20 protein-coding genes and 1 tRNA gene are annotated in these 20,397 nt (G+C 55.5%); 13 read left to right on the top strand and 8 right to left on the bottom strand.

Translation table 11 applies throughout. The annotated features are described in order from the left end of the window. Window positions 1-328 precede the first annotated feature (328 nt). Genes V8V93_RS16790 through V8V93_RS16780 form a run of 3 tightly spaced genes read right to left on the bottom strand, consistent with a single transcriptional unit; the run spans window position 329 to window position 3,814 of the window. Complete coding sequence (locus V8V93_RS16790; protein ID WP_338667771.1) at window positions 329-2,434, bottom strand: CHASE2 domain-containing protein; 2,106 nt, start codon at window positions 2,432-2,434, stop codon at window positions 329-331. 1 nt (window position 2,435) lies between these two features. Further along, on the bottom strand, window positions 2,436-3,335 hold the full coding sequence (locus tag V8V93_RS16785) for a M48 family metalloprotease (RefSeq protein ID WP_338667770.1): 900 nt from the start codon (window positions 3,333-3,335) through the stop codon (window positions 2,436-2,438). Then, window positions 3,332-3,814: an SH3 domain-containing protein gene (locus V8V93_RS16780; RefSeq protein ID WP_338667769.1), complete on the bottom strand. Its 483-nt coding sequence runs from the start codon at window positions 3,812-3,814 to the stop codon at window positions 3,332-3,334. The genes V8V93_RS16785 and V8V93_RS16780 overlap by 4 nt, the downstream gene beginning before the upstream one ends. A 221-nt stretch (window positions 3,815-4,035) precedes the next feature. Between V8V93_RS16780 and V8V93_RS16775 the strand changes: the two genes are divergently transcribed. Next, window positions 4,036-4,857, top strand: a complete 822-nt coding sequence (locus tag V8V93_RS16775; protein WP_338667768.1) for a nitroreductase family protein — start codon at window positions 4,036-4,038, stop codon at window positions 4,855-4,857. A 95-nt stretch (window positions 4,858-4,952) separates the two neighbouring features. Then, window positions 4,953-5,028: transfer RNA gene (locus V8V93_RS16770), tRNA-Ala, on the top strand. 77 nt (window positions 5,029-5,105) lie between these two features. Here V8V93_RS16770 and V8V93_RS16765 read toward each other — a convergent pair. Together V8V93_RS16765 and V8V93_RS19520 are read right to left on the bottom strand one after the other, a co-directional pair. Next, complete coding sequence (locus tag V8V93_RS16765; protein ID WP_338667767.1) at window positions 5,106-6,293, bottom strand: integrase; 1,188 nt, start codon at window positions 6,291-6,293, stop codon at window positions 5,106-5,108. Between the two features lie 3 nt (window positions 6,294-6,296). Continuing rightward, window positions 6,297-6,500 carry a helix-turn-helix domain-containing protein gene (locus V8V93_RS19520; RefSeq protein ID WP_422394377.1) on the bottom strand — a complete coding sequence of 68 codons (204 nt, stop codon included), beginning with the start codon at window positions 6,498-6,500 and terminating at the stop codon, window positions 6,297-6,299. 348 nt (window positions 6,501-6,848) lie between these two features. Here V8V93_RS19520 and V8V93_RS16760 point away from each other — a divergent pair, with 348 nt between their 5' ends. The 4 genes from V8V93_RS16760 (at window position 6,849) to V8V93_RS16745 (ending at window position 9,358) form a co-directional block, all read left to right on the top strand. After that, window positions 6,849-7,334: a helix-turn-helix domain-containing protein gene (locus V8V93_RS16760; protein WP_338667766.1), complete on the top strand. Its 486-nt coding sequence runs from the start codon at window positions 6,849-6,851 to the stop codon at window positions 7,332-7,334. Next, the gene (locus V8V93_RS16755; RefSeq protein ID WP_338667765.1) at window positions 7,334-8,080 is read left to right on the top strand and encodes a DNA-methyltransferase; all 747 of its coding nucleotides are present in this window, start codon (window positions 7,334-7,336) and stop codon (window positions 8,078-8,080) included. Before V8V93_RS16760 ends, V8V93_RS16755 begins: the two co-directional genes overlap by 1 nt. 534 nt (window positions 8,081-8,614) lie before the next feature. Then, window positions 8,615-8,875: a hypothetical protein gene (locus V8V93_RS16750; RefSeq protein WP_338667764.1), complete on the top strand. Its 261-nt coding sequence runs from the start codon at window positions 8,615-8,617 to the stop codon at window positions 8,873-8,875. A gap of 138 nt (window positions 8,876-9,013) precedes the next feature. After that, window positions 9,014-9,358, top strand: a complete 345-nt coding sequence (locus tag V8V93_RS16745) for a hypothetical protein (protein ID WP_338667763.1) — start codon at window positions 9,014-9,016, stop codon at window positions 9,356-9,358. Between the two features lie 84 nt (window positions 9,359-9,442). Here V8V93_RS16745 and V8V93_RS16740 read toward each other — a convergent pair whose 3' ends face one another. The 3 genes from V8V93_RS16740 to V8V93_RS16730 all read right to left on the bottom strand — a co-directional run bounded on the left by V8V93_RS16740 (window position 9,443) and on the right by V8V93_RS16730 (window position 11,493). Continuing rightward, entirely contained in the window at window positions 9,443-9,946 is a 504-nt protein-coding gene (locus V8V93_RS16740) for a hypothetical protein (RefSeq protein ID WP_338667762.1), read from the bottom strand. Window positions 9,947-10,200: 254 nt separating this feature from the next. Beyond that, on the bottom strand, window positions 10,201-11,070 hold the full coding sequence (locus V8V93_RS16735; RefSeq protein WP_338667761.1) for a hypothetical protein: 870 nt from the start codon (window positions 11,068-11,070) through the stop codon (window positions 10,201-10,203). A 27-nt stretch (window positions 11,071-11,097) separates the two neighbouring features. Further along, window positions 11,098-11,493, bottom strand: coding sequence for a hypothetical protein (locus tag V8V93_RS16730; protein WP_338667760.1), 396 nt, complete (start codon window positions 11,491-11,493; stop codon window positions 11,098-11,100). A gap of 245 nt (window positions 11,494-11,738) precedes the next feature. On the opposite strand from V8V93_RS16730, the gene V8V93_RS16725 reads away from it, so the two are divergent. The 7 genes from V8V93_RS16725 to V8V93_RS16695 all read left to right on the top strand — a co-directional run bounded on the left by V8V93_RS16725 (window position 11,739) and on the right by V8V93_RS16695 (window position 20,370). After that, window positions 11,739-12,548 (top strand): hypothetical protein, encoded by an 810-nt coding sequence (locus tag V8V93_RS16725; RefSeq protein WP_338667759.1) that lies wholly within the window; start codon window positions 11,739-11,741, stop codon window positions 12,546-12,548. A 402-nt stretch (window positions 12,549-12,950) separates the two neighbouring features. Then, the gene (locus V8V93_RS16720) at window positions 12,951-14,156 is read left to right on the top strand and encodes an aminotransferase class I/II-fold pyridoxal phosphate-dependent enzyme (protein WP_338667757.1); all 1,206 of its coding nucleotides are present in this window, start codon (window positions 12,951-12,953) and stop codon (window positions 14,154-14,156) included. A 64-nt stretch (window positions 14,157-14,220) separates the two neighbouring features. Continuing rightward, window positions 14,221-15,411 carry an ABC transporter permease gene (locus tag V8V93_RS16715; RefSeq protein WP_338667755.1) on the top strand — a complete coding sequence of 397 codons (1,191 nt, stop codon included), beginning with the start codon at window positions 14,221-14,223 and terminating at the stop codon, window positions 15,409-15,411. A 4-nt stretch (window positions 15,412-15,415) separates the two neighbouring features. Continuing rightward, window positions 15,416-16,099 (top strand): ABC transporter ATP-binding protein, encoded by a 684-nt coding sequence (locus V8V93_RS16710; protein WP_338667754.1) that lies wholly within the window; start codon window positions 15,416-15,418, stop codon window positions 16,097-16,099. 278 nt (window positions 16,100-16,377) lie between these two features. After that, window positions 16,378-17,733 carry a TolC family protein gene (locus V8V93_RS16705; RefSeq protein ID WP_338667753.1) on the top strand — a complete coding sequence of 452 codons (1,356 nt, stop codon included), beginning with the start codon at window positions 16,378-16,380 and terminating at the stop codon, window positions 17,731-17,733. After that, window positions 17,723-18,667 carry an efflux RND transporter periplasmic adaptor subunit gene (locus V8V93_RS16700; RefSeq protein ID WP_338667752.1) on the top strand — a complete coding sequence of 315 codons (945 nt, stop codon included), beginning with the start codon at window positions 17,723-17,725 and terminating at the stop codon, window positions 18,665-18,667. Before V8V93_RS16705 ends, V8V93_RS16700 begins: the two co-directional genes overlap by 11 nt. A gap of 23 nt (window positions 18,668-18,690) precedes the next feature. Beyond that, on the top strand, window positions 18,691-20,370 hold the full coding sequence (locus V8V93_RS16695) for a hypothetical protein (protein ID WP_338667751.1): 1,680 nt from the start codon (window positions 18,691-18,693) through the stop codon (window positions 20,368-20,370). Window positions 20,371-20,397 lie beyond the last annotated feature (27 nt).

Genomic DNA, 20,397 nt, shown 5'->3' with positions numbered 1-20,397 from the left:
GGATAAAGAGTCGAAGAGGGGGCTTGTGGCTGGAGTTGCATGGCCGATTTGAAATGGCTATTAAACTTGATTTTTCGCGATTAATAATCTCTGTCCACATAGGCATGTTTAAAAAAAAATGGTCGGCGAGTGGTTTTCCCCATGCGGAGGACCTGCGGATTCTATTTTAATACACTAATATGAAAGGGGAAAATATTTAAGGAGGGGATTCCTCCGATTCTTGTACGGATTGCGGGGGAGCCCGACTCCATAAGCTGTGATCGGGAAAACACGAACCGGATATGGGGAAGGGCGTTTCCGAGGACCCGCAAGGCCCCGGAGCCGTGGGCTATTTGCTGGTCATGGTCCAGACGCCGTCCCATTGCGAGGGCGGGGCGGCGGCCAACTCCGAACACTTGGCCGCGTATTTCCCGGCGGCCGGGTCGCGGTGGGCTATGGACTCGAAGAGGGTGGCGGCAGCGGTGAAGTTGCCCGATTGGAACAGGGCGAGCCCACGGGCGAACACGGACAGATCGTCCCGCCGCGCCCGGTGCTCCTCGGCGGACATGGGCTCGTACACGGTGACGGCCTTCTTCTTGCCCACCACGCGGAGGCGGGAAAGCTTGCGGGCCGGGATTTCCCCGCCGAGCCGGTCCAGGGTGGCCTGGGAGACCATGGTGCAGGTGCCGAACTGCTTGTTGAGGGATTCCAACCGGGCGGCCAGGTTCACGGCGTCTCCGAGCATGGTGTAGTCGAAGCGCTCCCTGGAGCCGAGGTTGCCGACCACGGCCGGGCCGGTGTTCAGTCCGATGCGCATGAACATGTCCGCGCCGATGCGCTCCCTCAGGGCCGGGCGCATATCGGCCAGTTTCGCCTGGCAGGCCAGGGCGGCCCTGACGGCGAGCAGGGCGTGGCCGGGCTGGTCCACTGGGGCGTTCCAGAAGGCGATGATGGCATCGCCCTCGTACTTGTCCACGGTTCCTTCATAATAATGTATTATGTCCGTCATGGCCGAAAGGTAGTCGTTGAGCATCCCGGTCAGGGCCTCGGGACTCAGTCCTTCGGAGATGGCGGTGAACCCCTGGAGGTCCGAGAAGAAGATGGTCAGCTCCCGGCGTTCGCCGCCGAGAGCGAGACGCTCCGGATGTTGCAGAAGCTGGTCGATGACCTTGGGGCTGAGATACTGCTTGAAGGCGGATTTGATGAACCGTTTGCGGCGTCCCTCGGTGGCGTATTTCCAGGTTCCGGCCAGGAACAGGGCTACGAGACACCCGGCCAGCGGCGCGGCCATGCCCGAGCGGATGCCCTGGATGTACAGGATCGAACTCAGGGCCACGGGCGCGGCCAGGGTCCCCGCCGAAACCGCCAGCGCGGCCCACAGGCTGGACAGCAGCGTTACGCCCAGTCCGCCGAGTACGGCCAGGAGCAGGGTGGCCGCCGCGTCCGACCACGGCGGGACCGGGCGCAGGAAGTCGCCGGAGAGCAGGTTGTCCAGGGCCGTGGCGTTGACCAGTACGCCGGGCGAGACCCCGCCCATGGGCGTGGAGCGCAGGTCGAGCAGTCCGGTGGCCGAGAAGCCGAAGAGCACGTGTTTCCCCTTGAGGGCCGCAGGGTCGACCACCGGCCGCCCGCCCTCGGCCAGGCGCATGCCGCTTTCCATGATTGCGGCCGCGCCGAAGGCAGTGAACGCACCCCGGCCCCGGTAGTTGAGGATGGCATCGCCGCCGGGCGTGAGCGGCACCCGCGTTGTGCCCACCGTCAGCATGCTCGGAGCCAGGACCACCGGCTCGGGGCTTTCGGCCATGTACGCGGCCAGGGGCAGCGAAGGCACGTATCGGCCGTGAAATTTCAGGAGCAGGGGGAAGCGTCGGTAGACGTTGTCCGCATCGGGCGAGACGTTGACGTTGCCCACGCCCGTCGCGCCGTCCGCAAGGTCCGGGATAGGGAAGGCGGCTGCCCTTGCCCCCCGCAGGGGGCCGTCGCCGCTGATCGCGAAGACCGGTTCGGGCACGTACGCGGGCCAGGTTTCGCTCGTCGCGTCCGACCGGGCGAAATCTGCCGCGAGCACGGCCCGGCCCATGGCGCGGAGGTTTTCTGCCAGGGCCCGGTCGTCGTCCACCCCGTAGACCGACGGCTCGGTGAAGACCACGTCGAAGGACAGGGAGGCCGCGCCGGCGCGTTTGCAGAAATCGACCATGGGCGCATAGGCCTGTCTGGGCCAGGGCCAGGCGAGCCCGAAGGACTCTCTGGCCCAGTCCAGGGATTTCTGGTCGAGCAGGATCAGGCGGATGCGGTCCGTGGCCGCGCCGGGTTCGGCCAGGGCCCGTACACGGAGGTCGTAGGTCAGGTTCTCCGGGACGTCGAGCCAGCCCAGGCGTTGCGCCCCCAGGGCCAGAAACGCTCCGAGGAGCCCGACGGCCAGTCCGGCCAGGGCCTCTTTCAGCCGCCGGGACACCCTACAGCCCCTTGGTCATGCTCGCGAACCGGTCGTTACGCGGCTTGACGGCCGCGGGCCGGTGATAGGTGCCGATCGTGGCCAGGACGTTGTTGATCCGTTCCTTGGGCGAGGGGTGGGTCCGGGCGAACCCCTTGCTCTGCGGGGTGAAGCGTGTGCGCATGACGTTGAGCATGTCCACTATGGCGTTGGGGTCGTAGCCCATGCGCTGTAGGATGACCACCGCGTCGTGGTCGGCCTCTTTCTCGAAGGTGCGCGAGTACCCGCTGTCGATCATGGTCGTGGTGATGTCCTGGATGGAGTCGTCGAAGGTCTGGGTCACTTCCTTGAGCGTGCCCCCGGACAGGGTGGCGGTGCCGGTCAGGGCCAGGGCCGTGGCACCTCCGGTGATGCGCGACTTCTGGATGGCCTGGAGCCCGTGCTTGCGCTGCACGTGGCCGATCTCGTGGGCCAGCACCGAGGCCATGGCGTCCTCGGATCGGCAGCAGCCGAGCAGCCCCTTGGTCACGAACACGAACCCGCCGGGCGCGGACAGGGCGTTGATCTCATCGGAGTCCAGGATCAGGAAATGATAGCCGCCGAAGGTCTCGGGCCGGTCCGAGGCCTGGGCCAGGGCCTGGCCCATGACGTTGACGTACCGCTGCCCGTTGCGGTGGTTGCAGCAAGGGTACTTGGACAGGATCACGGCGGCCACGGAGCGGCCGATGTAGTGCTCCTGTTCCGGGGTGATGTCCTCGAATCCGGAGATGAGCTTCTTGCCGCTCTCGAGCATGGAGGCGACTTCGTCGGGCAGGACGTCGGTCAGTTCGTCGAACAGCCCGGCAAAGGCCTTGGGCGCCAGGGGGGAGAGGAGGAGCGGCGCGGTCATGGCCAGGGTCTTCAGGAAGCGCCTGCGTCTCATTGGGCACCTCCCAGGCGCCCCGCCAGGATGAATTGCCGGATGGACTTCTGCGGGACCACGATTTTCTCCATCTCATCCACCCGGGCGTAGTCGAGCCGGGCCTGCCGCTTGTACCGGTCCTCCACCTGCTTGTTGAACCCCTTGCCCGCCAGGGCCAGTTCGTCCGAACCGGCGGCGGCCTGCACGTCCTTGTCGGTGGGGTGAAGGACGATCTCCCGCTCGGTCAGGGCGGAGAAGTGCATCCAGCCGGAGCGGCCGTCGCCCAGGGATTTGACCTGCCGCCAGTCGCCTTTTTCGACCGTCAGATCGACCCGGTCGCCGTATTCCAACTCGCCGACCACCTTGCTCAAGAAGCCCGGCTTGTCCCGGAGCTGCCCGGTGCGTACCTGGACGCTCATGAGCTGTGATGCCCAGGCCAGGCCGGCGGCCAGGACCACCAGGGCCGCTGCGAGCGGCAGTTTCTTCATCGTGCGTTGCATGTACCCTCCTTGAAACAGGCGTCACGGATTGACGCAGAATACTTGTCTCTATACCAAAGCCGCGTATTTGTGAACATGCTCGATACCCTGTGGCCGGCTGCAACCGGGTGGAAACGCATGATTCCTACCTCCGCGGAACCGCCGCACGGGAAAGTGCCTGCTTCCGTTTTCGGCCGGGCCTGCTATACTGGACGAAATCAACCTGACAGGGAGTAAGGATCATGCTGAATTTCACGGTGGATGCGGACAAGTGTACCCGCTGCGGGGAATGCGCGAAGGATTGCCTGTGGGGCGTCATCGAGATGGACGGCCTGCCCGTGGTCCGGCCCGAAAACGAGGCCCGGTGCATCGAGTGCCAGCACTGCCTGGCCGTGTGCAAGCCCGGCGCGGTGAGCGTCTTCGGCAAGGACCCGGCCGACAGCCTGCCGCTCAAGGGCATGTTCCCGGACCCGGCCAAGATGGAGACCCTGATCATGGGCCGCCGCTCCACCCGACGCTACAGGAAAGAGGGTGTGGATCCGGTTCTGATCCGCCATCTGCTGGAGGTCGTCTCCCACGCGCCCACGGCCGTGAACCGCCATCCGGTCACCCTGACGGTGGTGGATGATCCGGCCGTGATGGACCGGCTGCGCGCCGAGGTCACCGCCGAGGCCCTGAGAATGCTGCACGGGGAGGGCTTCCCGGCGGGCTGGGAGCGCATGGCCGACTACGTGCGCGGCTGCGAGGACGGCACGGACATCCTCTTCCGCAACGCCCCGCACCTGCTGGTGGCCTCGGCCCCGGAGGACTCGTTCGCACCCATGGCAGACTGCCATATCGCCATGAGCTATTTCGAACTGCTGGCCAACAGCCACGGCCTGGGCACGGTCTGGAACGGCATCGCCCGCGCCCTGCTCACCGGCATCGTGCCGCAGTTCCGGACCCGGCTGGGCATCCCGGAGGATCACCTCCTGGCCTGCGCCATGTCCTTCGGCAGGCCCGCGGTCAAATACCACCGCACGGTCCAGCGGCCGGGCTGCGTCATCCGTCGGGCGGATTTCTAGCCGGGTAAAAAAGCGCCCGGACCCGGTGAAATTTGTTCGCATTTTCTGTTGACAAAAACCGTCCCCTTGGGACAAGTTGGCTTTCCCAACGACGTGGGGCTGTAGCTCAGTTGGGAGAGCGCTTGAATGGCATTCAAGAGGTCGTGGGTTCGATTCCCTCCAGCTCCACCACACGAAAATTAAGGGTTTCAAGTGAATACTTGGAACCCTTTTTTCGTACCCTGTTGCGGATTTCAGGAATATGTCCGCTATGTGTCCGCCGCTTCCGACGGCGTATTGTCCGTGCCGGTCATGGCATAGCGGGCGGCCAAGCGATCCTGAGGACCGTCTTCCAGCACGCCTTCAAGGTGGCTGTACCGGTCCGTCATACGCAGGGTCTTGTGGCCGATCATCACGCTGGTTTCCTTGAGCGTGCAGCCTGCCTTCAGCATATTCGTGCAATAGGTGTGGCGGTGATCGTGGAAGTGAAGGTCATCGAAATCGTGGTCGATGCATAGTCCCTTCCAGGCCGTCTTGAGCGACTTGAATGGCGTTCCGTCCATGTTGCCGACCACGAAGTCCCCCTTGGCCCTCACGGCGCGTTTTTCCCGGTACCGCGTCAGGTGCTCCAACCGAGCCGCGATAGCTTCATGGGTACGGGGCATGATCCTGTGGGTTCGGGTCACCCCGTTTTTGGTTCGGTGGAACGTGATGTGGTTTTCCGCAAGGTCCACATCGGCCCACTTGAGACTGAGGACTTCTTGTGTGCTGCATCCGTGCTCAACCGCCAGCAGGATCGCTAGGGGCAGGTAATGTTTCGCCCTACGCTGACGGGCCGCCGCAAGCAGTTCTTCAATCTCAAGCGGCTTCTGGGCGTTCTTCCGTTCACTGTCTTTTTCCGACAGAGAGGGGATGTCCCGCGCAATGTCCTTTTCGATCAAGCCGTGCTTTGCAGCCTGGGCGAACACCTGCTTGATGACGAACAGGCGCCGGTTCGCAAGAACGTTGCAGTTGTCGCCCTTTTCGCCTTTGGCGACCAGCTTTGCCCGCGTTTTTTTGGCAATGCCGATACGGTAGTCCCTGATGATTTCTTCGGTGAGGTCAAGCAACAGGGTGTGCTTCCATTCCTTCAGGATTGGGGTCAGCAGGTAGCCATACCCAGCATGACTTGCTTCGCCGATCTTGCCTTCCCCCAGCTTTCGATCCCATTCGGTCTGGCACAGCAGGGCCGCCTGCCCAAAAGAGGGCAGGGCCTGCTGCTTCGGTTGCCGACTGTCCTTGTTCGGCAGCGTTCCGCTGTCCAGCAGGGTGCGAAGTCGGTTAACTTCTTCCTGCGCCTTGTCTTTCCTTCTAAAACTTTTGTAGTACACTTTCTTGCCCGTTTCCGGGTCTTTGAAGTGGACAACATAAGATTTGCCTTTCTTCAGCGAACGCGTCGCGATAGTAACGGTAGCCACAGGCTATCCCTCCCTCGGACTGTTCGCCGCCAAGCGTTTTCGGTTGTCAATGAACGCCAGCAGGTCCTCTTTCAGGACAAGCTTGCGGGATCCTACCGCGAGATGGGGCAAGGCGCCAGCCCCGATCAGGCGCGAAATAGTCGCTCGGTGAACCCGCAGAAAGCAGGCGACTTCGTTGATAGTGAGCAGCGTCGGTGCATTGGACATTTCAAGGGCTCCGTAGGAACGAAACGTAAAAGCCTCCTACCGCTCGCGCGTACCCGTTCCATTTCCCCTTGGGTTGAAGTGAAAACATGGATATTTCTGCCAACCCTTAAGTCTGACACCATGGGCAAATAAAAAGTCAAACCGAAAACAGGGGCCTGAAAGGAGAAAAATGAAAAAAATGAAAAAATGATGAAGAATCAGCATGTTATAAATAAAGAGAAATCGAGAGCGAATCAAAATTCAGGCGATTTTGTCTAAAATTGGTGGTTGAGGCGGTCAAAACACGCCTTTTGACCGAGAGATTGGATTCTGAAAATAAATTGTCTAGTCGATTTAATGGGGGGCGTGATGAAAAGTGCGCAGCAGAAATTGGTGGATGACGTCGGGATATATTTGTCGGTGGTCAGGAAACGGAAAGGGTTGACCCAGGAAAGCGTGGCCCGGAAGCTCGGGCACACCACTTCGAACTTTGTGAGCCGGGTGGAAAAGGGCAAGGGCCCGATTCCCGTGGGCAAGATCGGGGCGTTTGCCGAGGCGTACGGAATTTCCTCGGTGTCATTCGGACGGCTTGTCTTGGCCGCGATGCATCCCGAAGTCTACGAGACATTCCTGATGCTCCTCAAACTGGACGAGCCACTCACAAAGGCTGCGGCAGGTTGCCATGGCGTGAAGGAGAAGACCCGGCATGAGCGGGAGCGAAAGTTGGAAACCCTCATGCGCAGGGACGCCCTGGACGAGATGTGGGGATTTCTTGCCGCGAACCGCGATTTTCTCCCCAAGAACACTTGGTCAAAGCGGGCGGTCGAATGGACGTCCATTGAGAATATTGAGTGATGTCTGAAACAAAGGTCACGATATATGGGCAAGGCCCATGGGAAGACGACGAATATGGGCGGCGTTATCAGGCGGACGCATATGTTCTGCTGGAGTGTCTCGACCCGCATTGCGTGGACGCGGTCATCACTGATCCACCCTACGAAATTAATATCAGGAACCAAGCCTGGGACCGGCGGGATATTCATATCGACTGGTTGGCGTATCAATTCGCGCGGGTGACCAAGCCCAAAGGCTACGTCCTTGTTTTCGGGTCGGACTTGCAGTTCGGCACTTGGTACCGGGAGCTTGGCAAGTATTTCACGCAGCTCAGAAAATTCGCCTGGCCCAAGACTAACCCGGATGGATTGAAGAAGGGGAACCTGGGAGATTTCGCGGAAGCTTTCGAGCTTGCGATTCACGCTTCGAACGAAGGTTCGTGGTTTCGGAAAGGCAGAAAGGGGAAACTGAATTACAAGGTCACGGGTGTTCCTCAAGGGCGTCATCGGGCCATGTACGAGACGAAGACCGGCGAGACCAAGGCCCTCCATCCCACGCAAAAGCATCTTGAGGTGTTGCACTATCTCATTGATGCGTTCACCAGGAAGGGCGACACGATCCTGGACCCGTTTGCGGGGATCCACACCACGGCAATCGCGGCCTCCCACATGGGGCGGAGATATATCACGAACGACATAACGCCGTATTACAAGTGGGCCGATCCTGGTTCCATCCTCCAAGGGTGGCTGGATAACAGGAAAGAATAACCCAACCGGATTTCAAGGACTGTTTCGGCAGGCCTTTTCACCTCTCATATCAACACCGCCAGGAAAGGGCGATTCCCGCGAATCGGTCGAATTTGACCCAATAGGATCTAAAGCCGTATTTCGGTCCGGTTTCGGCAAATGCGCCCATTTCGTGAAAAATAGTCGTTTTTTGCAAAAAACGGCCATTTTTCGAACACGCAATCCAAGGATCTGAAAGTGTTGTCAGCAAGCAACAAGTAAAGGATTCAAAGATTGTCAGGAACTCTCCTGACACCCTTTGGACAAATCGCGATCGGTAAAACGAAAACCGTTGGCGTATAACGCGAGACAATCTTTTCCCGCGCCGAAAGAGGTGGTTCCGACCATTTCGTCCCCCCCCCCCGGGACAATTCGATTTGCTTCATCCGCTCGCCCTCAAAGATAAAAAGGAGGAAAAGGGACGGCTGGGCCAAAAAACTGAAGAGAATGCTGGGCTCTCTCGCGGAGACGCGCGACAATACAGGTCGGATTAACGAGAAAGAAAGGGAGCGAAAAATGGAAACGGTTTTGATGAGTTTGCCGGCTGCATTCATCGTGGGCCTCATTGCCCTGGTCGCGATCTTCGGCGATGGGGATAGCGGGCGGCAGGAGGATAGCTCTCGCTGGGACGATGACGGCATCGCCAGCATTTTCCGCGAGAGCACGGATCCCGCCAAGTCATATTTAATCGGCAACATTTACCACGATGACTCGGCAATGGAAGACAGCAGCTTCAGCTGGGATGATTCCTCCTCCAGCTCGATGTGGGATGATTAGTTCGCCTAAAAAGGATCAGTCGCCCCCATTTGGGGCGGCAAAGGATCCGCCCTGGCGGGCGAAGAAGAAGTATAAGGAAATAAAAGGAAACAAAATAAAAATGAAAAAAGCTTGCAGACGCAGGAAATTGGGAAGGATATGACGGATTCTGAAAAGTACGAGATGATCGGGAAATTGATCGATAACCCCACACGGCATGATATGGCGCTGGCCTTCTTCGCGTGCGCCGCCCCTGGCGGTCCGGTGAGACTCATCGAGAACGGCCTCAGGGTCGAGAGTCACGAACGGTATTGTTCGATGGCCGACGACGGCAGGGAGATGGAAGTCGCCGCCGAGTGCATCAAAGCCATCGACATGACCGTGGCCGAGTTCTGCAAGCTTTTGATCGACCAAGTGGATACCGGGGGAATGGAGAGTTACTGGCCGGGGAAAAAAGGGGTGAGTTTTCACATCCGCGGGTGGGCGGATATTCCCATCAAGTGAGACTTGACCGGACAAGAGGGACAGCGGCTTTGCGCCGCTGTTTTTTTTTAGGACCATCTCCCATTCAAAATGCCTTGATTTTATCTATACGTCGTCACCATTGTTCGCACCGGGGTTTTCTTCCTGCCAACGCTGCGTGCAAATGGCTGCCACATCTTCCGGACAAATCGGACAAACACCGCTCAGCGTGATTTCCAGCCTGGGGTCTTGGCGACTGCTGCAGAAGTAGGGGGTGACATCCAGCTTGGGCGGCACGATTCCTACGACTGGGTGAACAATCGGTTCATTTGAGGATTTGCACCACAAAGAGATACCCGCGATGACGATCGTGTTGGGTGGCAACCTGACCCGAGCGACGTCAAACCGGGTTTTGTTGGGGCTATATCCACAGTGCTTGGTGCGGTGCAGCGGGATATATTGGGTTGAAATAGTCTGCCCGTGCTTATTAACTTGGGTGCGCCCTCGGGGAATTCCCAACCACACTTTGACCGTACGGATGTCGTCGGCAAGATCGTCGCCGGGTTCAATTCCAACACGCGGGCGGAAAGTCACCAATTGCCAGGGTGCTAATTGCACATTCAAAAACATGATTATCTCCTTTTTGGAAGTTCCACGCCTAGGTTGTCGCGTGCCGCAGGGGGGCTTCGCAACTCTTGGGGAGGGGGTCGGTTGCTTTTTTGTGGGCCGGGGAAATCTTTGCTAGACAGGAGGTTATCGCCGTCTGCGGCATGGTACGGCAGCGAGGAGTAAAAAAAGTTTGCTCCTGAAATGAAAATGAAAATAAAAAAAACGGCCCGCAATGGGGCCGTTTCGGGATGGAGTGGCTGATGGTTCGCCAGAGGCTAACCATTGCCGTTCCTGTCGGCCTCACGCCGCTCGGCAGCCTCGGTCCCACACGTCGCCCTGGACTTGAGCGGTTGCTGTTCGTGGATGACATACAGCTCGTGGCGCTTCCCGTCGGGGGCCGGTGCCATGCGGAGCCGGAGGTGGTCGCAGATCGGCTGCGTGTCGATCTCGAAGTGGGGTTTTCCTCTCCGCAAGAGCCCTCGGACTTTGACCGGTGTTCCGCAAAACAGGCAGTGAGTCGATATCCTGCAGCACCCGCCGTCAGGAACGCCTTTCGACAGGATCGTCTTTTCGGGCAGATTCTCCTGACCGATAATCTGCACGCCCTGGCGCGCAACGACGGCGGGAGTCAAGGGGGCACGCCGACAGTGCAGGAGCGAGGCCTTTTCGAGCGTTCTGACATTGTCGATATGCACGACCCCGATGGTCAAAGCCGTTCCCAGCATCCGCCCGTACAGGCTTTTGTCGGCGAGGCAGAATCCCGCGATGTCGCAGGTCAGCAGCCCCGGTTGCTGCGGGTCGTAGCCCGGCAGGAAGAGCAGGTCCGGCGTGCCAAGCACTTGAATCCTGCCGAGCTTGTCGATCAATCGCGTGATGTCCAGGCCGTCCCAGCGCAGGTCCCGATGCCGGATCGGGCCGGGGATCAGGCCGTGCCGCTTGTATTCATTGACCCTGTGCGCCCAGTCATTGGCCGACATCCCCGGTTCGGATATGCGAAGGTAGCCGCCGTCCCGGTTGACCTGCCGGGCGATTCCCTCCGGCGCTTGGAACAGTTGGGGCCATGAACAGAATATTTCGACCTGATAGGCATCTCGCGTGTCAATCTCACCGTTCTCGCGGTAGCCGGGGCGTTTCGTTTTCATCATTTTCCTCCCATGTTTTCTCGTTCTGCATCAAAAAGCGAGCCGCTCGTCCCAACGCTGAGCGGATCGCGTTACTCCATTTTGCCTTGCCCTCAACTCATCCTCCCGGAGCCGTTTGCCTGTGAAGATGTCGTACACTTCGGCTCTGTCCGGTATCCGGCGGAAGCGTTTGAATAGACGAAGGGCGTCAGCGGAAGCGGTTTCAGCGGGGGACCATTCGTCATGGCCGAATGTAGTGAAGTGCAACGTCCCTCCGTCCGGCAGGAATTCGAGCGTGATCCGTCCGTCCCGCTCAAGATAGATGCGGGTCCCAAGGAAGACGTCGGCCAGGCAGTCGCCCTGTGTGACGCATGACGTGACGAACCCTTGCAGCTTATGGGGTTCGAGCCGGGCATCGGTCCGGCGGAGAGGTGTCAGTTCCGTCATTATCGTCCTCACTGTGCCTACGGTTGCCCGGACCAGAATTGGTCAGCGGAACCATCCAGCATAGCGCGAAACGCCGGGGCGTCAACAGGAAAAATCAACGATTAAAAAGAGATAAACTCTTTCCTGTCGATTCGGTGGGTTAAAGGGAAGAGAACGGAAGTACATTGGGCGAGGAGGGGAAGGCGTGGGCTGGCAGCTTGCGGGAAAGTGAAGTAGGATCCGCCAGAAACAACCAGGAAAATTCAATGACTAAAGCCGTTAATCTTCACAGGACGTTCAGCACCTTCTCGGAAACGGATGAATATGATCATGATTTTGCCAGGGATTGGAGTGGATTCCCCGCCGATGGCAAGCCTTGGGAGGAAATGCTTAAGAACGAGCGGGTCGTTATTTTGGCCGAGGCCGGTGCCGGCAAGACGTACGAGATGCGGACGACGGCCCGCCGATTAAAGAAGGAAGGTAGGGCTGCCTTTTTTATGGAACTGGCCGATTTGGCCGAGTCCAGTCCTGGGGAAATATTGTCTCCAGAGGATGAAGCCTTGTTCGCGTCATGGCTGGAGTCGGGTGAGGAGGGGTGGTTTTTCCTCGATTCGGTAGACGAGTCCAGGTTGGGAGATCTCCGGAATTTCAAGAAAGCCCTGCGTAGACTGGGGCGGTCCATTCACCCGCACTTGGCCCGGGCTCATATCTTCATCTCCTGCCGAGGCAGCGATTGGCAGGCTAATTTTGATCGGGAACAGGTTGCTTCGGTGTTGCCGATGCCTGTCCACCAGACTGGTGGGGATGAAGCTTCGAATCAAAAAACGAGTGGGGATGAGGGGAAGCCTGCGGACGCCATTCTTGTGGTCAAACTCGATGAACTCTCCAGGGTACAAATGCGGCAGTTTGCCGAAGCTCAAGAGGGCATCGGCGTACCCGTTTTCATGGCATCATTGAAGCAGGCGGATGCCGCGAAGTTTGCGGAACGTCCTGTGGACTTGATAGAAATCATCGGGTACTGGCGTAAGCATGGACAGGTGGGAAGCCATGCTGAAAGGAAAGGAAGGAACGTTTAGAGATTCTTTCTAAGTATGCGGCTTTTATTCGAGATAAAATTGGCTCCAAGACACCCCTCGTCAGCTTTTCGGATTGTTATTTTTACAAATTAACCCCGATAGACCCAACAAAATTTCCAAAGGATGAGAGTCTGATAGGCCATGTTCTGGCCAATATCTATAAGGAAGTCATTAGTTCTGTTGAAGAAGACCCGGTGTTTGAGAGCAACCGTTATGATCGGATTTTGGAATTGGCGGACAAGGCGCTTGATGCTTTGCGAATCAGAACTTTGGGGGTGGCCAAAAGCATGGAAGCCAACCCGGATGATTTGGACATGTTGGGGAAGAGGTGGGTTCGGTTCAGTTGATTATTTTGATCCTAGGTGTTAAAGAACTCAATATTTTATATACAAGGTGAAACAAGTGCAATCGTATTTTCATAATCGTGGGTTCAATAGTCTGGTTGAAAAATGTAGGCGTGACGGGATTTATGTTTTTTTTCAGGAAATTGATTCGAGTATTGGGTATGAGGTGATGACCGGTGGCAAAAGAGTCATCATGGTCGGATCCAACGATTATCTGGGGTTAACACAGCACCCTCGGGTCGGCGAAGCTTCTCAAAAGGCAATCGAGCGATGGGGCAGTGGTCCCGGGGGTTCCCGTTTTCTGTGCGGGAACCTGTCCATAATCACCGAACTTGAAGAGACCGTGGCCGCCCTGCTAGGGAAAAAAGGGGCCGTCGTCCATACTACGGGTTTTTTGGCGAATGCTGGAACTTTCACCTGCCTCGCCGACCCTTGTGATCTTTTGTTGTGTGACCGTGACAGTCATGCAAGCATTTTTGAAGGCGCTTTTAATTCAAGGGCTAAAATGCGTACTTTCGCGCATAACGACATGGATGATGCGCGTAAAATTCTGAAAAGGTCCATGGAGAGGCACCCTGAAGCCGTGCGGGTTGCCGTTACGGAAGGCGTGTTCAGCATGTCCGGTTCCATTGCGGATCTGCCCGGTCTGATCGCTCTTAAACGGGAAGATCCAAGTTTGATTGTCTACCTTGACGATGCCCACGGGTTAGGCGTGATGGGGGACGGCAGGGGGACTGCTCATCATTTCAGCGTCACTCAGGATGTCGATGTTATCATGGGGACATTCAGCAAGGCCCTTGCCTCCATTGGAGGGTTCATTGCTAGTGATGATCTCGGGTTCTTGGAATACTTGAAGCACAAAAGCCGGACATTGATGTTTTCCGCGGCATTGCCTGCGGCCAGTGCCGCAGCCGCGCTTGAATCCTGCAAGATCATCCGGGAAGAGCCCGAACGGGTCTGGAAGTTGTGGGAAAATACCAGGAAGGCGCGTCAGGGTTTCAGGGATATCGGCTTGAAAATGGTTGAAGGGGATGGCCCTGTTATCGGCGTTCTGATCGGAGATGACGCGAAAGCGTTCAAGTTTTCTTTGGAGCTGTTGAGTCTAGGCGTTTTTGCCCTGCCCGCAGTCTATCCTGCCGTTCCGAAAGGGCAGTCGATCATTCGAGTAGCGTTTATGAGTACGCACGAAGACAAGCACATTGAACAGGTCTTGGATTGTTTTAAAAAGGTCGCTTCCTCTCTTAGCGTTAGTATCGCCAATTAAGAGTTGCGATCGGCTTGTTGCGAGGATGCCTTAATATTTCCCTGGATTGGGATAGCTTCATAAGATGATCACAGTTCGAGACCTGATACATATTAGCGTCCGTCAGGTGTTTCGACAGCGGCGGCGCAGCCTTGGCGTGGTGTTGGCCATTGCCTTGGGAACAGCAGGTCTGCTTGCCGTCATGGCTATGGGCGATGAGGTCAAAAAAAAGCTTAATCACGACCTTGATCTTCTCGGTGGCGCGACTCTTATCAAGATGGGCTTTGATGAGGAAAAGCATCCCGGAACCAGAGACAAATTCTTTACCGATGAGACTCAGGAAGCCTTGCGGGCATTGCAGGGCGTTGATGTCGTCAGTGCGGCAACGGAGAAGATTAATTGGGTCCCAATGTTTGTTAACGACAAGAAGTATGTCGTACCTGTTCAGGGTGTTGATGCCGGTTATTGGTCCGCGAACAGCCTGGAGCCCGTCTCCGGATTTTTGTTCGACAAATCCTTTGTGGGAAAACGCGCTCTTGTCTGCGTGATAGGTGAAGAACTCGCGGAGTCTTTGTTTGGCGAGGAAAATGCCTTGGGCAACTATATTCATATCGGCAAGGAGATGTACAAGGTCCTTGGAGTCGTCGGAGGGCTCCAGATCGGGCAGCGCAAGTCGTATGCTTTTGTCCCATTGACGACGGCCATTGACCGGAGCGGCAAAGACTACCGCTCAGACAGGATATACCTACGTTGCAAAACGTGGGACGATGTCAAACCCGTGGCCGATGCACTGCTGGCCACGGTCAAAGCCCACCAGTCTGCCGACTATCTTGTTATTGAAGTCTCATGGGAGCAACTGCATCGTCTGGTGCTCATCGTATGGTGGGTGCAGTTGTTCATTTTTGTCTCAATCGGAGCAACTCTGACACTCGGCGGGTTTGGGATCTGGAATGGGATGATGAGTTCCGTCATTGCCAGGACCCGAGAGATAGGATTGAAAAAGGCGATGGGAGCCGAAGGGAGAGACATCAAGAGCCAGTTCCTCTGTGAAGCCTTTTGCCTGAGCCTCAGCGCCGCCATCCTTGGTGTAGTGCTAGGCTATTGGGTAGTTGAATTTACCAGTCATTTCCTGGGGAGCACTCCTTCTAGAGATGTGTTCATGAACTATGCCGGAATGAGTATTGTCTTTTCCGGATTGCTTGGACTTGTTACTGGCTATTATCCGGCGTTGAGGGCATCGAGATTGGATGCCGTGACCGCAATACGGTTCGAGTAGTTATATGAAACCAGATCCTATCATTGATGTGAAAAATCTTCGGAAGGAGTATGTTACTCCGGCGGGTAAGGTACCCGTGCTGACTGGGGTTGATATCAACATCTATCCGGGAGAAATGGTCTCCATCATGGGACCGTCTGGCTGCGGGAAGTCAACCTTTCTGTACATCATGGGGATGTTGCAACCCGCCACATCCGGCAGCTACAAGATTCTCGGGCGAGACGTACTCGGCCTGAACAACAAGGAGAGGGCTGGATTCAGGCGGGACAATCTTGGTTTCGTGCTTCAGACCTGCAACTTGTTTGAAAATTCAACTGTTTATGAAAATCTTGAGTATCCTCTTATCTATGGAAAGACACCGAGGTCCATGCGAGCGGACATTATAGAAGAATCCCTGGCGGAAGTGAATTTGTCGCACAGGATTCATCACGCCACGAACCGTCTGTCCGGCGGTGAGCAGCAGCGTGTCGCCATCGCCCGTGCCCTGGTGAATCGCCCCCAGGTTTTGCTAGGGGACGAGCCGACGGGGCAGCTTGATCGCAAGACTGGTGACAAAATTATGAAATATTTTGAGAAAATTGTTTCGAACAAGGGGAAGGCCATGGTATTGGTCACCCATGATACGGAAGTCGCAAAGCGTTGTACGCGCAGCTTTCTTCTTGAAGACGGAGTATTGAAGGAGCAATAGACTGTCCCCAAAAGCCCAATGTTTGCATATATTCGGGGATCAGGAGCAAAAGGGCGCTGTCTTGCGCGGTGTCTTGAAGTATACGTAATGGGGGCTTGCCGCTAAATAAATACGGCAATGTGGCTGTTCGGGACAGGGGCTTTACTGCCGGTAATGAATATGAAGGACCCGTTTGATCGGACTCTTTGGGATTTATGAAAAGCAGGCTTAAAGAACATAATAACAATGGAAGGCGGTTCGCGTCCAAAGTTGGCAGCAGGCTGGCTTCGGGGTGTTTGTTGCTCGCGATTATCGTTGCGTTTGGCTGCGGAGCCACAAGCGCGACTTCGCCCCCTGTCCATGAAACCGCTGGTCTGACATCTCCTGTCGGGAGCAAAGCTGCTCCTGTTGCCTCGGAATCTTTTGGCTCCCGACCACTGACGCTTGAAGAGTGTATCCGGTTGACCTTGGAAAAGTCTCCGTACATGGATATGGCCCAAGTTGAAATCAATATTAAAAAGATTGATGCGAAAAATCAGTGGTGGAGGATGTTCCCCAAGCTGAAGCTGTATGTCACTAATAACGTGAATCTGACAACGAAAGACGACAAGTCGCGAAACAAGTTGTCGGTAAGCTTTCTCAGTGGCACTTGGGACCCCGTTGGATCGTATCTGAGCCATGACGCCAGCCTCCTTGTGACCAAGCTTGCCAAGTATGAAAAACTCAAGACTGCCAATGAGCTTATTGCCAATGTCATTAAAATTTATATTCACGCCGAATTTTTTGATCTGATAATGCATGAACAACGAGAGCTGGAGGAACTCGGGCAGGAGACTCTTTCGTATCTCCAGAAAATGTACCCCGATGCCCCGGTGGTGCCGCTCGAAATCCGTCAGGCTGAACAGGAGCTGAAAAAAGTTTCCAGTAACCGACAGACATTTGTGGAACAGAGAGTCTATACGGAGATGCGTGCTAAACGGATGATGGGCATCCCGGTCGAACAAAAGATCGTTTTGGCAAAGAGTGATTTCGCAGACCGGGTTGATACTGCGTATGCTCCTCAGAAGATATCCTATCAGGAGCTGAGAAGCAGCGCGCTTTTTGCCAAAATGAATGCCGTTCGTAAGGAGCTGTCGAACTACGGCGTCTATGCCGCATGGGCAGACTATGTGCCCAAGTTCACCGTTGCTGTGAGAACCCCGGACCCGATTAGTTCAACGACCTCCGGCAAAGAGGATTTTTATTTGACCCTCGGTATCAATGTTCCGCTTTTGTATTGGGGTGAGCTTGGGCGAAATATCGATAGGGCAAAGCTTGCCCAAAAGAGTGAAGGGTATAGACGTCAGATTTCGGAACTGACAAAAGAAGACAATTGGTACAAGGGGTTGACGGAAGTGCGTGCCATGCAACGTGATCTTGATCTTTCCAAGGTTGATCTGGAGTTACAGGAATTGGCGCTGAGAAAGAGTGAAATTTTGTTTGACGCCGGTCAAGCGACATACAAAGATTTAGTGTCCGCAAAAGTGGCTGTCGAGCTCAAGAAAATCAAACTGTTATCGAAGCAGCAAAACTACCTGATACGCAAACTGGATGCCTATGCCCTGACGGGGCGGTTGTTGAATCACTATATTGAGATCAAAGACGATGACCTGTAAAACTAGCTTTGCTGTGATAGTTTTCACGGCCATACTGCTGTTGGCCTGCCCGTTTGCTCATGGGCAGGAGATGCATGGAGTCGATTCTGCTACGGCTGCAGTGGCGACAGTCTTTCAGGGGAAGGTCTATTGCTCGATGACGTATCCTGTAAAGTTGCCCTACTCCGGTGAGTTGCTCGAGAAAAAGACGAGCGTTGGCCAACTGGTGAAAAAAAATGACGTGCTGATGAAAGTGCGGCTCAAGCGCAAAGATGCTCTGAGTTTGGAAGCGAGGCTGGACAAGAAAGTTGAATTTACTCGTCAGGAACTGGATATCAAGAAGTGGACAGCCAGACTCAAGACGTTGAGTGAACAGCTGGAGTCGAGCAAAGCCTTGAGTAAGCAAGGCTTGGCACCGGGAAAAGGTGTTGCCTTCCTGGAAGACCAGATTTCGCTCATCAAATTTCAGATTGAGCAAACAAGGAATGAGTTGGCTCAAGAAAAGAAACGGGCTGCGGACGACAGAGATCTGATCGCGGAAATGCTTGGGCAGAAAGGTGCCCGAAAATTGGATACGTCATTGATGTATGTCCGCTCTCCCATTGCTGGCTATGTTATTTGGGAAAATACCGGCGTGGAGTTGGGGGCGATCGTTGATGATTCCGTTTTTGCCATCGGAGTAATGGATCCGATGACTATCCGGACACAGATATATGAAGCGGACATGTATCGCTTGAAGATTGGCGATACCGCTGAGGTCATTTTGGAATTCAATCCAGAAAAAGTTATGAAAGCCAAGCTGGTATCCATGTCGTGGCTGCCGGTTGACACCAACATAGGAGCTCCGTCCTATTATGCTGCGGAATTGGAGATAGCTAATCCCGACAATATCCTGAAGGAGGGATACAAGGTCAGGATTATGTTCATGGAAAATGAAAAAACCGATGTGAAGTAACTCCTTCATAGGGAACGGATGCTATGTCAGTGGTACACCGATTATCCGCGCCCCTCTGGGAGACTTTATGCAGGCATACGTCTTTTTATGTTTTCATCCTCTCGACCCTTCTTTTTGTCATAGCGCATCATACCGGATTCCTGAATCCATACATCATCAACGATGATACGCGTCAACAGATCTACTGGATGCAGCGGTGGGTCGATCCTTCCCTGTATCCGAAGGATATCTTGAATGAATATGCCATGCGGTATGTTCCTTGGGGAGTACAATCGTTGTACTATGCAGCCGCAACCATTATGTCTCCTCTGCTGTTTTCCAAGGTATTGACAGGGGGGCTGTTCGTCCTGATGGCAATGTGTGCCTTCTGGGGCGGCAAATACATGGTTGATGAAGAGTTGGGCTTGTCCATGGTGGCCGCCTACTGGATGATCCCCGCTTTCCTGCATTCAATATCCGGGGGGTTGTCCAGAGCCTTTGCCGGTCCACTGATGCTCCTGTTCATCCTTGCCTGGGTTCGGCGTTCACGGTGGTTAATGGCCGGGACCTTGCTGCTTCAGGCTTTATTTATCCCTTACATCTTCATATTGTGCGGAGTCAGCATCGGTTTGGGCATGCTTGCCTGGCGGTTAGGGGTGGCCTCGGCTCCTCCATTCCTTGCAAAATGGCAGGATTACGTTATTTCAGTCCTTGCTTGTTGTGGGCTTTTGGCGTGGCGTTTCCAAATGCATCAGGCTGGGTTTGGCCCCATAGCGAGCATGGCTGACATGATTGGAAGGCTCGAGTTCTCTGAAGCCGGTCGTTTTGGCATTGTCCCGGTGCCGTCAATCTTTTGGGAGTTGTTCGTACGCCCCTTTGAATTAATAGCTCCTTTCCATCGCGGAGGGCCAGTTGTAGGTGGTCTCGGAGTTGCGGTCTGCGTTGGCTTATTCTTCTTCGGAGGACAGGGCTTTCCGTGGCAACGCATCAAGTCCAGCGCAGACGTATGGTTGAGTGTCGGCGTTGCTTCCATTCTTCTTTATGCTGTAGCTCGGCTGGTCCTTTTGCAATTGTTTATCCCGTCTCGTTACTTAGAATATACGATGAATATCGTTTATTGTTGTTTTTTGGGCTGCGCGCTGGTCGGGGTGTACAGATATTTTCACTTGAAGCGCGAAACCTTCATGTTTGGTTTACTTATAGGGGCATTTGTCATTGGGTGCATCCGGCTTCAGGGGGTCGCACTGTATGACTACTCAACCGACCGTCCTGTTTGCGAATTCATCCGTTCATCGACTGCCAAGGATGCCCTTATTGCAGGACATCCATTTCAAATGGATGATGTACTTACCTTTGGCCAGCGGAATGTCTTCGCATCCTACGAGCTGGCCCACCCATGGTTTGTCGGCTATTGGAAAGTGATACGACAAAGATTGGAGAATTTGTTCAAGGCTTATTACTCTTCAAATATAGACGATGTTGTGGCGTTTTGCATGGACAACGGTATTGACTACCTCGTCGTGGATAAACGGTATTTCGCGGATGATTTTATTGCTGGCGGAGCTTTTTTTGCGCCTTTTGATGAGGAGATACGGGCTATAACTTCGCATGGCGATGGCTTCGCTGTGTTGCATGCGGATTTGCCAGGCACGACTATTCAGCCCGGGGTCAAAATCCTTGACATCAGCAAGTTGGCTGCGAATATTTCAGGCAGCCGGGAATAGTGTCTCAGGGGACAGGAATGGCCGCTT

This window comes from Pseudodesulfovibrio sp. 5S69, from assembly GCF_037094465.1.
Classification (GTDB): domain Bacteria; phylum Desulfobacterota; class Desulfovibrionia; order Desulfovibrionales; family Desulfovibrionaceae; genus Pseudodesulfovibrio; species Pseudodesulfovibrio methanolicus.
The sequence above is the reverse complement of the archived record's forward strand: the minus strand, read 5'-3'. Positions and strand labels throughout refer to the sequence as shown.